Genomic DNA, 16,342 nt, shown 5'->3' on the forward strand with positions numbered 1-16,342 from the left:
CTGGTATAGATATAAAAACTTCAAGAGAGATGTTAATAGTAATGTATCGTGAGTTATTTCTTAGATTGAATGAAGATACCATTGTACTAACCGCCAATCGTCGTCTTACCCATTATCTTTCAAAGGAATATGCACAATATCAGCTCAATATGGGGAAGAAAGTTTGGTCTACACCCAGTATTTTTCCTTTAACCACTTGGCTTTTTGATTGTTGGCAACGCTGCCCCCAAGCGGAAGGCATTCTTCTCACCGATTTTCAAGAGCAATTCCTTTGGAGAAAAATTGTTCCGCTTTTGGATAAAACCGCTCTCTTAGCAAAGGAAGCCTGGTGCTTGATGAAAGCCTGGGGATTATCAACTGACGAGCTTAAACTTGAAGCCAATAGCGAGGTTCAGTGTTTTATTGATTGGGCACTGCAATTCCAAAAGGGATTGGAAAAAAACCAGTGGATTAGTTCCGCTGAACTGCCCAAACAACTGCAATTGTTAATCCCGCATTTAAAGCTACCCAAACAAATAATTTTGATTGGTTTTGATGAATTAGCACCCAACGTCCAGCAATTATTCGCAGCACTCGAAAAAAAAATCACAATAACAATCCCACAAAGTAGCCCGTATGAAGCGCAGTGGAATATAAGAACCGAATCATCATTACCTCTCGTATTTCACTGTACTTCATACAGGCGCATCAACTTCCAAAACAACGAAATAGAAATTCAAACGATGGCACGGTGGGCGTATGCCCAATGGGAAAAAAAACCTAATCAAAAAATCGGCTGCGTTATGCCAGATCTTGCTCAACGTCGTACTCAGGTATTGCGCCTTTTCACAGAAATATTTGGAAGCGGCAAGCATTTTAACATTTCTGTCGCTGAGTCGTTGACTCAAATACCGCTGACTCAAACAGCCCTTAAGTGCTTAGAATTAGATCCTTTTAAAATCGATATCATGCAATTAGGGACTGCCTTTCGCTCTTCTTACATCAACAGCAGTACCGCCGATGTCTGTCTAGCCGCTCAACTTGATGTGAAACTGCGAGAATCAGAGCATTGGCAAGTGAATCCCGCGCTCATTTTATATCACCTCAATCAACTCCAACCCAATTTTCAATCAACGACGTTAACTACGCGTTGCCAAACATGGCTCAGTAAAAGATCATCGACTAGCCTTTTCCCTAGCGCCTGGGCTCAACAGTTTAGCGAAGAACTAACCGCTATTGGCTGGCCGGGACAACGGTCTTTGGATTCAAAAGAATACCAACAATGGAAACGTTGGGAGAACCTTCTGCATGAATACGCTGCGCTAGATACCTTTACACAACGGCAAACACGAAAAAATGCGTTACAGCTGCTCCGACAGCTTGCACACCATACACTATTTCAGCCCATGTCTTCCCAAGATTCCTCTATTCAAATATTGGGTTTATTAGAAACAACGGGCCATTACTTTGATAAGCTGTGGATTTCCGGATTGAATGATAAAAAATGGCCGCCTGTAGCCTCCTCCAACCCTTTTTTACCGCTAAGTTTGCAAAGGCGCTGCCAAATGCCGCACGCTTCTGCTAAACGGGAAATGGACTACACATTGCAACTACAAAACCGTCTTTTAAAGAGCGCGCCTGATATTATTTTAAGTGCGCCATTGCAAGAAGGGGACATTCAGCTATCTGCCAGCCCCCTCATCCGCCATTTCCCAGAAATAAATAATGAGAACCTACAGTTGACTGCGTGGCAACCGCTAAAAGCTCATTTGTTTAAAATAAAAATGCTGGAAACGATAGAGGATGCGCAAGCGCCGGCTCTTCAAGAAAATGAACCGATGAATGGCGGCAGCAGCCTGTTACAAAGTCAATCGACCTGTCCTTTTCAGGCCTTTGCCAAAGTTCGTCTTCAAGCAAAACCATTAAATAAACCTCATACGGGGCTAAACGCGGTAGAGCGTGGAAATTTCGTTCATCAAACCCTCGATCTTGTGTGGAAAAAAATTAAAGATTGGCAAACCCTAAATTCCTTTTCCGACGGCGGATTAGAAAACATTATTGACGAAACTATTACCTATCTTGTTAGCCAAGAAAAATTAATTCAACCGTTATTTTTGAACACCGAAAAAAAACGACTCAAGCAACTCATTAAAAAATGGTTACTTCTTGAGAAAAAACGCCCACCCTTTGAAGTTAGTCAACGGGAAACCAAACGCCATATTAAAATTGGTCCGCTTCGACTCGAGGTGAGAATTGATCGGATAGACAATAATCGTTTTATTATCGACTATAAAACCGGCGGTCAAAATAGCGTGGGCGATTGGTTTAGCGATCGATTGAAAAATATTCAATTGCCCTTGTATTGCGCGTACGCCGCGCGAGAGGTTGTTGGCATTGCTTATGCCGAAGTGCGAAGTCAAAAAATGACGTTCAAAGGATTAATCAGCGCCAATGAAAAATTTAATTCATTTTCTCAAGTGAAACCTTCACCGCTCGCGTGGGATGAATTAATTCGTCGATGGAAAATGCAATTATATCATTTAGCCGTGGATTTTTCATCGGGAAAAGCTGATGTTGATCCTGTCGACTCAAAAACCGTTTGTAAAGTCTGTCATTTAGATTCGCTCTGCCGTATCGGGGAAATCGAATGAACGACGAAATCATTCGACAACAAGCGTTAGATCCGCAGCAATCTTTTATTGTTCAAGCACCGGCTGGATCGGGTAAAACTGAGTTATTAATTCAACGCTTCCTGAAATTATTAGCCGCAGCCAAAATTCCGGAAGAAATTATCGCAATTACTTTCACACGTAAAGCAGCCGCTGAAATGCACGCACGCATTATCGCTGCGCTTAACGAAGCACAAACCCAACCGGCCCCATTTGACTTCCACAAAAAACTTACCTGGACATTAGCCAGAAAAGTTATCGAACGTAATCAGCATTATGACTGGCAATTAGATATGAATCCCAATCGTTTACGTTTATTAACTATCGATGCGTTAGCCAACCAAATCTGTTCTCAGATGCCTATTCTTTCCGGACTCGGCGGCCCGACTTCCACATTAGAATCCGAAGAAATTGTTGAGTTTTATCACGAAGCCGTTATTAGACTTTTCGAGTCTGAGAAACATGCGAACGCCATCGAAGAATTATTGTTGCACCTCGATAATAAAGCGGAATTGCTAGAAACATTATTAATTAAAATGCTAATTCGCCGTGAACAGTGGTTGCCTCATATTATTAATCATTATCGAAATCCCAATTCTATGAAAAAAGAACTGGAAAAATCGTTAACCACAATAACACTGGACGCATTACAGACAGTGCGCATGCTAGTTAACCCTACTATCGCAGACGAGCTTGTTTCTCTCGCTCAATTCGCGGGTCATAATTTGTATAAAGTAAAGCCCACCGAAGCCATTAGCGCTTGTCACGCGCTAACGACATTACCAGGAGTTAGCATTGATGAGGCTGACTTATGGCGAGGTATAGCGGCGTTATTTTTAACTAAAGAAGGTTTTTGGCGAAAACAATTAGATAAAAATGATGGTTTTCCTGTCGAAGATAAAAAACATAAACAGCAGATAAAAGATTTATTATCTCAATTAGGTAAAAACGAAAAGCTCCGACTGGCGCTGAACGAAGTAAAAAACTGTCCCCCGATTGCTTACACCAAAAAACAATGGAACATCATCCATGCTCTTGTGAGCATATTACCTATTTTAACGGCACAACTCAATGTTATTTTCCAAGAACGCAATGCGGTCGATTTTATGGAAGTTACATTAGGCGCTATCCGTGTTTTAGGCGACAGCGAGCAGCCTTCAGATTACGCTTTACAGCTAGATGAACAAATTCAACATCTTTTAATAGATGAATTTCAAGATACGTCCATTATTCAATTTCACTTTATTGAAAAACTCATCGCCGGTTGGCAAGTGAAGGACGACCGGACACTTTTCTTAGTCGGTGATCCAATGCAATCTATTTATCGCTTTCGTCAAGCTGAAGTGGGATTATTTTTGCAGGTGAAAAATGAAGGCCTTGGTGAAATTCAATTAACACCTCTCATCTTATGGAATAATTTTCGCTCTCAAAAAAATTTAGTCGATTGGTTTAACCAAACATTTGAACCCACTTTTCCCAAAGAAGAAAACAGTCACCTAGGCTCCATTTCTTATTCTCATTCTTTTGCAACTAATAACAGTATCAGCCAAAAAAATATTAATTTTTATTCACTCCTAAACGCAAATGCTTTGAATGAAGCAACACAAATTGTAAAAATTATCCAAGGCTGCCGGAGTGAAAACCCTGAAAAGACTATTGCGATATTGGTTCGCTCCCGTTCCAAATTAATAGAAATTACGCCGGCGCTTAGAAGTGCAGATATTCCTTTCAACGCCGTAGAAATCGAAAAATTGGCGCATCGCATTGAAATACAAGACCTACTCTCGCTCACTCGCGCACTCCACCACCTTGGAGATCGCATCGCCTGGCTCGCATTGTTGCGTGCTCCGTGGTGCGGACTGACACTGCAAGATCTACACACCGTATCACGCTACGCCAACGATAAACCCATCTGGATCGCCCTTCAAAATGTCAGTGACATAGCCTTACTCACTTCCGACGGGAAAAATCGTATTAATCGCATTTTTCCAATTTTATCCGCCGCTTTTGATAACCGTGATCGTCTGGTGCTCGCTCAATGGATTGAAGGTATTTGGACGGCCTTAGGCGGTCCCGCTTGTTTATCGAATTCAACCGAATTAATAAATACTCAAGCTTACTTTCAATTGTTAGAAACATTACAAAATGAATTTACCTTGGAGCGTCTAACTCAAAAACTTAACCAACTGTATGCTCAAATTGATACCGATGCTAAAAATCCGATTCAAATTATGACTATTCATAAAGCGAAAGGATTGGAATTCGATCACGTTATTTTACCCGGCTTGGAAAAAAGACCTCGTTCGGATGATCACGATTTATTATTGTGGCTCGAACGCCGCACAAAAGCAGGTAATAACGAGCTTATTTTAGCGCCACTTAAAGCCGCTTCCGAAAAAGCTGACTCTGTTTATAATTACCTTAAGCGAATCGAGAAAGAAAAAACAACGAATGAAATTACCCGTTTGTTATACGTCGCGACCACTCGCGCTAAAGAAAGTTTGCATCTACTAACCTCACTCAATAAAGAAGATCCAGAATCCCCTATTCAATCACCCTCAAAAGGGAGTTTCGCAGAAATCTTATGGCCCGTCTGTCAAGAAGCCTTTGAACAATCCATTATTACTTTTGACGATATTTTGCTTTCTCAAAAGGGAGGCTTAAAATTATTACGCCGTTTAGCTAGCGATTGGGCGCCTCCATTTATTTTAAAAACTCTATCCTCCGCCGAGTCAAAATCTATTACCCCTTTTACCCAAGCTTCTAGTAAGCGACTCGGAATCGTCATTCATGAAACATTGGAAAGAATAGCGAATGAAGGTCTGGAAAGCTGGGATAAAGAACGAATTGAAAATAATAAATCTTTTTGGCAACGACGATTGATACAACTTGGCACTTCCACCGAGCAATTGACCCATTACCTGAATGGTATTATAACCGCTGTATCCCAAACGCTCTGCGATGCTAAAGGGCGGTGGATTTTATCCCATCAACACAGTCAAAAAAGTGAATATCCTATTACTCTAGTAGAAGATAAAAAAATCAAACATTTTATTATTGACTGCACCTTTATTGATGAGGCGGGAAGACGATGGATTATCGATTATAAATCCGCTACGCCAAACGACGAACCCCTCGATTTATTTTTACAACGACAACGCTCACTTCACGAAGCCCAACTTCGACAATACGCAAATGCATTTCATGCCTTTGATTCACGACCTATAAAACTAGGCCTTTATTTTCCACTCTGCCAAGCCTGGTGCGAATGCGAATGGGTGCCGAAACCATAAATACCTTTCTAAAACACCCCACCCCGCGTCCATAAGTAGCCCGTATTTAAAGCGAAGCGAAATACGAGAATTTTTATTATTTCTCCGTATTACGCTTCGCTTTATACGAGCTACTTAAATAGTGGTATAGTAGTAGCCGGATTCTGCGGGTGATACGTGGCGATTTTTAAAATGAAAATATGTCAGAATATCAACAATAACAAAAGATATCTCCCGCAAATTGGTTGTTGCAATCTCATCACGAGCTTTATTTGACCTGGACAAGAGCAATGCAGTTTACGAGCAAGAAGGTGTTGACAGCTATCCCAATTATCAAATTCAGCACAAAAGTGAAATTTTAAAACCCGGTGTCGCTTTCACAGGCGGTAAGAGCCCTTTTAAAATATTCAAGCTTTCGGCGCGCTCACTTATTTTTATCTACCCACGTGCGAGACGTGAGAAAAGCTTTAGAAGCAGGGCTCGCTGTATTTACCGCTAGCGAACAAAAAGCAGCCAATCATATCCCCTTTCGGGTGGCCCTTTCAAAGGATTCCTTGCAGCGCTACAACAACTCCAAAGCTGCTTCCCTTCAGACCAATGCCAAATTCGTACCGCCCTTGTCACTGCCCGCCAATCGCCTACCCATGAACGCGTCATCAAAACATTACGTGCGCGAAATATTAGAATCGATGAAGCCCTGTTTCTCGATGGCTTAAAAAAGGCCGCTTTTTACAAGCCTTCGAAGCCGATATTTTCTTCGACGATCAACACCGCCATTGTCAATCCGCCGCGCAGCACGTTGCTACGGGGCATGTTCCCAATGGCATTTTTAACGAAAACATACAAGAAAAATGATCTAGCCCAGTATGTCAATTTATATTTTTTAATATACTAGATTACATAGTATATTTGGAGACACCAATGCACGACGCCATCATTGCCCGCCTTAATCGGTTGGAACCCCTGACTTGAAGGTCCCTTCCCAAAGGAGTTAATGGGGATAGAACGTGATTATCCGATTTCCACCTTCTTCCCATTCCAAAAATCAAAATTTTAGAAGGCCTCCGGCGATCAGGAAAAGCACTTTACTTTACCAGGTCGTTGATCACGCCCTTCAAGAAGGCAAGAAAGTGCCTTACATTAATTTTGAATATGAAGTACTCAAACAATACTCCATTTCCAAAATTTATTACGGTTACCTCCAACACAACCCGGTTAACTATTTACTAATCGACAAAATACAGCACTGCATCGATTGGGTCACTTTCATTCGAAAATTCTACGAGCGAAAAATATTCGATCAAATCTGGATCACCGGTTCCAATACCTCTCTAATTACTAAAAAATATTCGGAAATGCTCACGGGACGGAGTATTAAGCTGCTTACTTATGGCCACTGTCGTTTATCGAATATAGTTTAACGGACTCTCTCCTATTCAACACCCGCTCTCACGCGAACGCGAAGTGGAAATAAAAAGATATTTCGATGAATTCCTTTCAATCGCCTCCTTCCCGGCCGTTACTCTACGCCCCGTTTATCAACGAGAATTATTAATTATTTTCAAGACTTTCTTTATAAAGGTATTGCCTCTCGATACAACTTCAATGTATCAAAATTAAAGGATCTCGCCATTCATTTGGCAACTCATTCAGCAAAAATAATCAGTTATCAAAATATAGCAAAAGCAATCAACTTACATCCCAATACGATAGCCGATTATATCTTTAAAAAAGAGATTTTTTATTTGAGGTACTTCATAAATTTAATTATTCGCTTAAAAAGCAGTACAGCAATGATAAAAAAATTTATATTTATCGATACCGGGCTGGGTAATGCTGTTTCTTTTCTTTTTTCTAAGAATAAAGGCCATTTATTAGAAACTATTGTCTATCAGGCTTTAAAAGTAACGCGAAAAGGAAATTTATTTCTATCGAAGCCATAAAGAATGTGATTTTTTAATTAGAGAAAATCTCGATGTCTGATTTGCCATTCAGGTCACTTGTTCACTTGAAGACTTCGAGAATAAAAAACGGGAAATTGGAAGATTAATTGATGTTATGAAAACCAATAACTTAAACGAAGAAATAATATTAACGTATAACGAAACTAATAGATTTGAAATCGAGCGCGGCAATTCTCACTTTCAAATCACTGTACAGCCTTTATGGGAATGGTTGTTAAAATAACACCTTCACTCCACCTCAACCACTGTGCATAATTACAATAGAGTTCATGTCAATCAGACCAAAACTTAAACAAATGGCGCGACCCTGCTTGGCACGATTGTCCTGGGATAAAGTTTCCACAGCATTGTAGAAATAACCATTGTTGTTATAATGACTGAATGGACTTCAGCGACGACAATCTCATTTGGTTAGACCTCGAAATGACGGGACTCGATCCTGAGCGGGATAGGATTATTGAAATTGCGACGATTGTCACGAATAGCCATCTGGATATCCTAGCCGAAGGTCCAGACTTCGCCATTCATCAACCTGACAAACTTTTAACGGCAATGGATAACTGGAACACCTCCCACCACACTGTTTCTGGCCTGCTTGAACGGGTGAAAAATAGCTTCGTGGATGAAGTCGAAGCAGAAACCCTGACTCTGGCCTTTCTCGAAAAATACGTTTCCACCGGAAAATCCCCCCTGTGTGGAAATTCGGTTTGCCAAGACCGGCGGTTTCTCTCTCGCTACATGCCCCGGCTCAACCAATTTTTTCACTATCGCCATCTAGACGTCACCACCTTAAGAATTCTTGCCCAACGCTGGGCTCCACAAATTACCGCCGCGCACATTAAAGAGTCCCAACACCTGGCTTTGCAGGATATTCGTGATTCCATCGAAGAACTTCGTTATTACCGTGCCAATTTGTTAAGTTTGTCAAAATAAAGCACATTAAATGTATTCCAATGAGTAATGATGGGGTTCGCACTTCTCCCCATACATCATATGTTTAGGATTTTTAAGTAAGGAACATGAAATATAGGCTTTAATGTTTTTTAACATGGGATAGTGCTTTTTATTTACGGTGAGCAGTTTAATGGAAATAGATTGAGTGGTTGCCGCAATAATTGCATTGGCTAATCTGGTGCCGTGTGGCTTTTTCCATAATCTCGGCGATATAAGCCACCTGATTGAGCGATTTTCGGGCTGACTTGAATAAGCCGGTATATTTTCTAAAAATCACTCTAATACGCCATATTCTTCGCCATTCCTCACACTAACGTAAAGTTCCGCAATGGTCAACGTGGAGGTGTGGCAAATGACCTTAACTATAGTTTTTTGTTAAACTTTACTGCGGTCTCCTGTCCTAGCAGGAAATCAATAATAATGTCCGTCCCAATAGCAACACCATCGTCATCGTTCTCTGTGCCTTCTAACCGACTATCCAGCTCTTTTCGGATTTTAGTGGGATTGGACAAATCCTTTCAGGTTACCCACAAGCCTTTGGCCGCTTCCATAGCCGCCTGATGATCGTCAGATGCTTTTAGATGAACCTTAACAAATTGATCAATCGCCTCTCGAATTAATGCACTCTTTGACTTACTGATTTTTTGTAAAAGCAAGCTTAAATACTTGCGCTCTTGTTTGTTTAGTGAGCTAAATTTGAGTACGAATCATAGATTCCCCCTGTTTAATGTATATACATCACTTTGGCAGCAAGGTACTACTCACCCGTCAAATAAACAGCCTGGACATTTTACCCCCAAGTCGCTACTATTTATTATTTAATTTAGCTTTCATTTAAACAATTAGAGCACTATGGTCTTCATCATTATTAGCATCATCATCGCTTATCTTCTAGGATCGCTCTCTTTTGCGGTTATCGTGGCAAAGCTAATGAAGCTTGCTGACCCTCGTACCATAGGTTCCGGTAACGCGGGGGCCACTAATATGTTGCGGGTAGGAGGAAGGCAAGCTGCATTTTATGTTCTCTTGGGGGATACTGCAAAGGGATTAATTGCTATTTTGATTGCTCGCTTTCTTAATGTTCAGGGCGTCAGCTTAGCGTTCGTTGGTTTAGTCGTGGTCCTTGGACACTTTTTTCCGGTTTATTTTAAATTCCGTGGAGGGAAAGGGGTTGCTACTATGATGGGCGTTTTATTGGGATTATCTTTTTGGATAGGTTTATTTGTTATTGCAACGTGGGTGATCGTCATTTGCATTTTCCCTTATTCGTCGGTTGCAGCCCTCGTTTCTGCCGTTGCAACGCCTATCTGTATAATAATCACCGGCCGGGCCGATTATATTTTCCCTGTATTAATAATAGCCATACTCATTATTTGGAACCATTGGGAAAACTTGCAACGCTTACGAAAAGGTACAGAAGACAAAATCAAATTGTGACTCTAGTCTATTATATTTAATTCGGCCATCGACCATCTTGATTTAACGCAAATTGTTTTATCTTCTTTTTCGCCAGCGTTTAACCGCAGCCAGCCTGTATAAGCGACCATAGCGCCATTATCCGTACAAAATTCTTGACGGGGGTAATAAATTTGTGCGGCTCGCTTTGCCGTGGCTTGTCCCAATCGTTCACGCAATTTCTTGTTTGCCGCGACGCCACCAACTAAAACCAAAGTATTAATTCCTGTTTTTTCCAAGGCTCGTAAGCATTTAATAATTAAAGTATCGACGACCGCGTTCTCAAACGCGCAAGCAATATCCGCTCGTGTTTGTTCCTCACCGCCGTATTGTTTAAAACAATTAACCGCGTGTGTCTTTAAGCCGCTAAAACTAAAATTAAGATGTGGTTGATTCACCATTGGCCGTGGAAAAATAAAACGTTTAGGTTCCCCTTGCTCTGCTAAACGAGCCAACGCGGGGCCACCGGGATAAGGCAGCCATAATAATTTAGCTGTTTTATCAAACGCTTCTCCCGCAGCATCATCAACGCTTTCTCCCAATATTTTATATCGGCCTGGCTGCTCGACGTGGACCAACATCGTGTGGCCCCCCGAAACCAATAATGCAACAAACGGATAAGCAGGTCGGCTTTCTTCTAATTGCACCGCCATTAAATGCGCTTCCATATGGTGCACCCCTACGACCGGCACCCGCAACGCATACGCTAAGCTTTTTGCCACTGACGCCCCTACCATCAATGCCCCGATTAAACCAGGGCCTTTTGTGTAAGCAATTCCGTCAATCTTTTCTTTTGACAAGGCAGCGTCATCCAAAGTGGCTTTAATTAAAGACAAAATTTTTCTAATGTGATCACGCGAAGCAAGCTCGGGAACCACACCTCCGTATTCAGCGTGAATAGCTATTTGACTATAAATACGATGCGCTAATAATCCCCGTTCTGCGTCATACAACGCGACAGCGGTTTCATCACAGGAGGTTTCAACGCCTAGAATACATTTCATGAAAACAGTTAAAAATCTCAGTCGCGAGGGTCGGAGTTTTCTTTCTTAAATTAATCCTAAAGCCTCAACAGCGTCGCGCTCTTCCCGAAGTTCATCCAACGTCTCTTGCAATTTCTGTTGGCCAAATTCGTTGTGTTCAACGTCTTTAATAACACTAACGACACTATTTTCTGTTCGGCATGGGAATGAAAAAATTAACCCTTCATCCACGTCATATTGGCCTTGAGCGCATAAGGCAACCGAATAATTATCATCCGCAGGTGTGGTATTAATTAAACTCCATACGCTATCCAACGCAGCATTTGCCGCAGAAGCGGCAGATGAAGCACCCCTAACTTTAATGACCGCGGCACCGCGTTGTTGAATGACGGGAATGAAATCGTTCAATAACCAATTTTTATCTCGAATCACTTCGGTCGCAGGCATTCCGTCAATGGTGGTGTGGTAAAAATCGGGATATTGCGTCGAAGAGTGATTACCCCAAATTATCATGTTCTTAACGGAGGGAACATCTACACCGGCTTTAAGCGCCAACTGGCCAATAGCGCGATTTTGATCAAGGCGCGTCATTGCATAAAAACGGTCCTTAGGAATATCCGGCGCGTTATTCATTGCAATTAGACAATTCGTATTACAGGGATTCCCAACAACAAAAATGTGAACATCACTCGCGGCATTTTCATTAATAGCTTTGCCTTGACCAGCAAAGAGGCTTCCGTTTTGCTCTAACAGATCTTTGCGCTCCATCCCCACTTTACGCGGCGTAGCACCGACTAAAAGCGCCCAATTGACGTCATTAAAAGCCACGCTAGGATTTGAAGTTACAACCATGTTACGCAAAAGATGAAACGCACAATCCTCCAACTCCATCACCAATCCTTTAAGCGCTGGCAGAGCGGGTTCAATTTCCAATAAATGTAAATCGACAGTGGTGTCTAACCCAAACGCTTGTCCGGAAGCAAGACGAAATAATAAGGCGTAACCGATTTGCCCCGCCGCACCCGTCACCGCTACTTTGACATGCTTAACCATTTTTTTCTTCTCCTTCTATTTCGACAACAACGTTACTTTATATTGTACTTTTCTGCTCAAAACAACTAGTAGCTATTGATTTACGGGCCCGCTGCTCACATACATGCCCTAGTAGACCATGCTCAGCTAAAAACTGCCATCATGAAGGAAAGATAGACAAAAAACCTCCAGCTAAAGCCGGAGGTTGGAGAATTAACTTTCGTAAGTTAAATCAAGATCTATGAAATCAACTAGCGGGTGATTAACACCTAATGAAGTAACGCCAGCAAAACTATTACCCAAAGCTCTTTTTTGACAAAAACTGTGAGAGTACATTAAACTCGTACTGAACTGTTTGGTGAATTTTCGAGTAAGCGAGGCCCACAGGTGGATTGTGTTAGTTTCTGGAAAGAACAAGCCCCGATATTTTCAGGAAAAGGAACCGAAGTTTGATCAAACGTAGTTCCTAAAATGAATATCCAATTGTCAGAAAGTACATATCTTCCACAAAAACCGACGCGCCATACGTTTCGATATTTAAAGCCAATGCTGAACGTGTTAGAGGTATAAGTAAGAAGATACGGCTATATTAGCGACGGCGATGGATTGTAAAATACTCCAGCGTGCAGATCAAAAATGCAAAAATAGGCCGAAAAAGTGCCATTAAATTAGGTGACACCATGGAACGTGTAACGGGATCTCGAATAATTAGGTCAAACCCGGGTATTTCCTAACCAAGGGTTAGTCAACATACCAATATGCCATCCTAATCCCCATCCACTTGCGTGATTCTTTGAAAGCCCTTCATTTACGTTAAAGCTAGGAGCAACAAAGGACTAATAAATTGCTCGAGTGATGAAATTGAAACCAATCGGAACAAGCAGGGACCCCTGAAATTTGTTTCTGACCAAAGCAACATAAATAACCAACACTCACTTTCCAATGTTTAACTGGAGAAAGGTCGGCTGGATTAATAAAAGCGAAAAGATAAAACGAATGTCCTCCGCTGGCGAAAATAGGTGAATTGATTAAGGTAAAGGAAAAAACCAATATTCTGGCTACAGATCAGATAGGAACTCCCTTGCTGTTGTTCCTTAATAATATGAATTCCAAAGAATCAGAATTATGTTTACACTACAGGAATCTTTATAATTGGCAAGGAATCTAAACGGCAATAAAAAATATGTCGCTACTTGAAGAAGAAATTAGCCTTAACACAGAAATTATTTATACTGTTTCCAAACTCAATAACGAAGCGCACTTACTCTTGGAGGAACGCTTCCAAAGAATATGGATTACAGGAGAAATATCCAATTTATCGCGCCCGGCTTCGGGCCATTTGTATTTCTCTTTGAAAGACGAACGCGCGCAGGTGCGTTGCGCCTTTTTCCGCAATCACCATCACCAATTGAATTTCAACCCCGAGAATGGCCACCATGTTTTGCTGCAGGCTGAAATCAGCTTGTATGAAACGCGCGGTGACTTCCAGTTGATTGTCATGCAAATGCAAGCAGCAGGCAGCGGGGTCTTGCAAATTGCTTTCGAAAAATTGAAACAGCGCTTGGAAAAAGAGGGATTATTTGCACCTGAAAATAAAAAGCCAATTCCTCCCTTTCCAACGACCATCGGAGTTATCACCTCTTCGTCGGGAGCTGCCATTCGTGACGTGTTAAAAGTGCTAAACCGTCGTTTCCCGACCATTTCGGTTATTGTTTATCCCTCGCTAGTGCAAGGCGATAAAGCGGCTGAACAAGTTACTCACGCCATCAAAAAGGCTGGCAGCCGAAAAGAGTGCGATGTGCTTTTAGTCGTTCGCGGCGGCGGCTCCTTAGAAGATCTATGGCCTTTTAATGAAGAAAGGGTCGCACGAGCTATTTTTTCCTGCGAAATTCCAGTGGTTACTGGTGTGGGCCATGAAATTGATTTTACGATCGCCGATTTCGTGGCTGACCACCGAGCGGCAACCCCTTCAGCCGCCGCTGAAATAGTTAGCCCTAACCGCAAAGAATGGTTGCAACATGTTCATTCTTTCCAGCGGCGTCTACAGCATTTTATAAACACCCACTTGCGCCATTATCAATTACAATTGCGCCATTTAATCACGCGGCTGCAACGTCCTGATCAACAGCTCGAATCACAGCGCCGCCAAATCGAAACACTGCAACACCAGTTGATGATGGCCATGGATTACGATTTTAACCGTCGCCAACAAAATCTAGCAGGTAAAGCGCAAACGCTCCAAACAATGAGTCCACTTACAACATTAAAACGCGGCTACGCAATTGTGACCCATCAAAATCAAATTATACGAAAAGCGCAGGCCCTTAAAGTAGGAGATAAAATCACAACACGAGTCGCGGAAGGCCAATTGGATTGTCGGGTTGAAAAAATTTATGACTGATAGAATTCAACCAGCATGCGTAGCCTACCCTTTGCAAGGAAATTCATGAAAATTTATTAACTAAAAATCAATATCTTGCGAAAATTGTTAGTACTCACTGCTGGTGTTTAGCCGTTTTCACTCTCACCGTTAATACTATGGCGGTGATGAACGTCCTCCTAGCCATGAGCAATGAACTTCACTTAACCCCGTCGCATTGCAATGGATTGTAAATGCTTACATACTCGCTTGCGCTTCGTTTATCGTCGTTGGCGGTCAACTGGGCAATCTTTTAGGCGTCGAAATATGTTTTTGTCGATGCAGGTTTTTCATTATTTCCTCGTTAATGATCGCCCTTGGACATCACCCCACTATACTAGTCGTTGGGCGTGCTTCACAAGGCTTAGCACCGCCATTGTCGCGCCCATGACATTAACCATAACGAAATTCGCTTTTCTGAATAAGAAAGAAATTTTCTATCGCTTTATAGACAGGCTCTGTAGGACTCAGCTTTGCATTTTGTCCAGTAATCAGCGGTATTTTTTCTACTTATTTAAGCTGGTAAGCTGGCGCTATATTTTTTAGGCCGCGTTCTTTTAATGTTTATCGCTATTATCATGGCTCGCCTATTGGCGAGAAAATTGCGTGGAGCACGAGAGGATATTCGCCTTGATTTATGGGATTTAGCTTTTCTAGCTTTTGGTCTTATTACCTTAACTTTAAGTTTGGTCGAAGGGAATGTGTGGGGATGGATTTTTTTAAAAATCCTTATTTTATTAATCACGGGTGTTTTTCTTTTATTACTTTTTTGATTTATGGAACACCCCTTCCAAATTCCAGTCGTTTATTTTATTGATTTTCGGAAGCATCTATTTATTTCTGGTAACATAGTCATTACAGTGAGTTTATTTACCATGATGGCAATGCTTTATTTCTTCAACACTTTTATTCAACATCAGGGCTCTTTTATTGCACAACATCACCGTCTCTACCACCTACCATGCTTTGTAGTTTCCGTTGTTAACGGGGCTTGGTTCGAGCTTGTTTCTCAAATAGTTCATCGTAGTTCATCGCTTAGGATGCAAGCTTTGCCAAAAGAAAAACTTGGTAAAAGCGCCGGCATTATTAATACAATTTTTACTCTCCGGTATTCTTTGTGTTGCTATTGCCACTCTTATTTCAATTTTTGGGACGAGAAAAGTTTTATCTGTAGATTTCGCCCATTTAATACGTACTCGAACGAACTGCTTTCGATTACGCTGAGCTAAATTGATCATGCCGTCTTTAGTCATCAAGGCAATTTACAATAAATTCTCAGCCCCTTAAGCGACTCCACCCAAAATCAATTAATACATGACACACAACTCTCAACCATAAAAAGCTTTACAGCCGTCATGCTTATGTGCTTTACAATGACAAACATTGGACTTAATTTAGGATATTCTTTTTTGCAAAGTCAAAAACTTAAAGCCTGTTTAGAAATTACGCGCTAGTGCCTTGCCAGTATTCAATTTTTGGTTGACGCTGGGTTTGATTAAAAGTTCAGATTTTCAACAAACAACCCAATGAAAAGTGCGCTCTTTAAAGGGGGCGTTATAATGCGCCAACACAGAATTTCTATTTTAAATAAAGAGCAGGTGATGAAAGATATTAA

The 16,342-nt window shown here is 41.5% G+C and carries 10 protein-coding genes and 4 pseudogenes; 10 read left to right on the forward strand and 4 right to left on the reverse strand.

Translation table 11 applies throughout. From position 1 onward, the window contains the following. The first annotated feature begins 41 nt into the window (after positions 1–41). The 6 genes and pseudogenes from FIV31_RS00795 to orn all read left to right on the forward strand — a co-directional run bounded on the left by FIV31_RS00795 (position 42) and on the right by orn (position 8,817). A complete protein-coding gene (locus FIV31_RS00795; protein WP_280123473.1) occupies positions 42–2,630 on the forward strand; it encodes a PD-(D/E)XK nuclease family protein in 2,589 nt (862 codons plus the stop codon). Beyond that, a pseudogene (locus FIV31_RS00800) lies at positions 2,627–5,954 on the forward strand (UvrD-helicase domain-containing protein); the annotation flags it as partial. The gene FIV31_RS00795 and the pseudogene FIV31_RS00800, both read left to right, overlap by 4 nt. A 183-nt stretch (positions 5,955–6,137) precedes the next feature. Further along, positions 6,138–6,775, forward strand: a pseudogene (locus tag FIV31_RS00805) (5'-nucleotidase). 275 nt (positions 6,776–7,050) lie between these two features. Beyond that, positions 7,051–7,341: an ATP-binding protein gene (locus tag FIV31_RS08280; protein ID WP_425278245.1), complete on the forward strand. Its 291-nt coding sequence runs from the start codon at positions 7,051–7,053 to the stop codon at positions 7,339–7,341. Positions 7,342–7,557: 216 nt separating this feature from the next. Further along, a complete protein-coding gene (locus FIV31_RS08285) occupies positions 7,558–7,863 on the forward strand; it encodes a DUF4143 domain-containing protein (protein WP_425278246.1) in 306 nt (101 codons plus the stop codon). 402 nt (positions 7,864–8,265) lie between these two features. Continuing rightward, the gene (orn, locus tag FIV31_RS00815; protein WP_280123474.1) at positions 8,266–8,817 is read left to right on the forward strand and encodes an oligoribonuclease; all 552 of its coding nucleotides are present in this window, start codon (positions 8,266–8,268) and stop codon (positions 8,815–8,817) included. Between the two features lie 102 nt (positions 8,818–8,919). Here orn and FIV31_RS00820 read toward each other — a convergent pair. Beyond that, positions 8,920–9,289, reverse strand: a pseudogene (locus FIV31_RS00820) (PIN domain-containing protein); the annotation flags it as partial. A 4-nt stretch (positions 9,290–9,293) separates the two neighbouring features. Beyond that, positions 9,294–9,549, reverse strand: a pseudogene (locus FIV31_RS00825) (hypothetical protein); the annotation flags it as partial. 141 nt (positions 9,550–9,690) lie between these two features. On the opposite strand from FIV31_RS00825, the gene plsY reads away from it, so the two are divergent. Then, complete coding sequence (gene plsY, locus FIV31_RS00830) at positions 9,691–10,275, forward strand: glycerol-3-phosphate 1-O-acyltransferase PlsY (RefSeq protein WP_280123475.1); 585 nt, start codon at positions 9,691–9,693, stop codon at positions 10,273–10,275. 2 nt (positions 10,276–10,277) lie between these two features. Here the strand turns inward: plsY and tsaD are convergent, their stop codons facing one another. Further along, complete coding sequence (gene tsaD / locus FIV31_RS00835; protein ID WP_280123476.1) at positions 10,278–11,297, reverse strand: tRNA (adenosine(37)-N6)-threonylcarbamoyltransferase complex transferase subunit TsaD; 1,020 nt, start codon at positions 11,295–11,297, stop codon at positions 10,278–10,280. A 45-nt stretch (positions 11,298–11,342) separates the two neighbouring features. Continuing rightward, positions 11,343–12,329, reverse strand: a complete 987-nt coding sequence (locus FIV31_RS00840) for a malate dehydrogenase (protein WP_280123477.1) — start codon at positions 12,327–12,329, stop codon at positions 11,343–11,345. A gap of 1,162 nt (positions 12,330–13,491) precedes the next feature. On the opposite strand from FIV31_RS00840, the gene xseA reads away from it, so the two are divergent. The 3 genes from xseA (at position 13,492) to FIV31_RS08295 (ending at position 15,500) form a co-directional block, all read left to right on the forward strand. After that, complete coding sequence (gene xseA / locus FIV31_RS00845) at positions 13,492–14,709, forward strand: exodeoxyribonuclease VII large subunit (protein ID WP_280123478.1); 1,218 nt, start codon at positions 13,492–13,494, stop codon at positions 14,707–14,709. A 196-nt stretch (positions 14,710–14,905) separates the two neighbouring features. Then, the gene (locus FIV31_RS08290; RefSeq protein ID WP_425278247.1) at positions 14,906–15,118 is read left to right on the forward strand and encodes a hypothetical protein; all 213 of its coding nucleotides are present in this window, start codon (positions 14,906–14,908) and stop codon (positions 15,116–15,118) included. 169 nt (positions 15,119–15,287) lie between these two features. After that, positions 15,288–15,500, forward strand: a complete 213-nt coding sequence (locus FIV31_RS08295) for a hypothetical protein (protein WP_425278248.1) — start codon at positions 15,288–15,290, stop codon at positions 15,498–15,500. Positions 15,501–16,342 lie beyond the last annotated feature (842 nt).

Origin of the sequence: Coxiella endosymbiont of Ornithodoros amblus, assembly GCF_019425495.1 — a bacterium.
Classification (GTDB): domain Bacteria; phylum Pseudomonadota; class Gammaproteobacteria; order Coxiellales; family Coxiellaceae; genus Coxiella.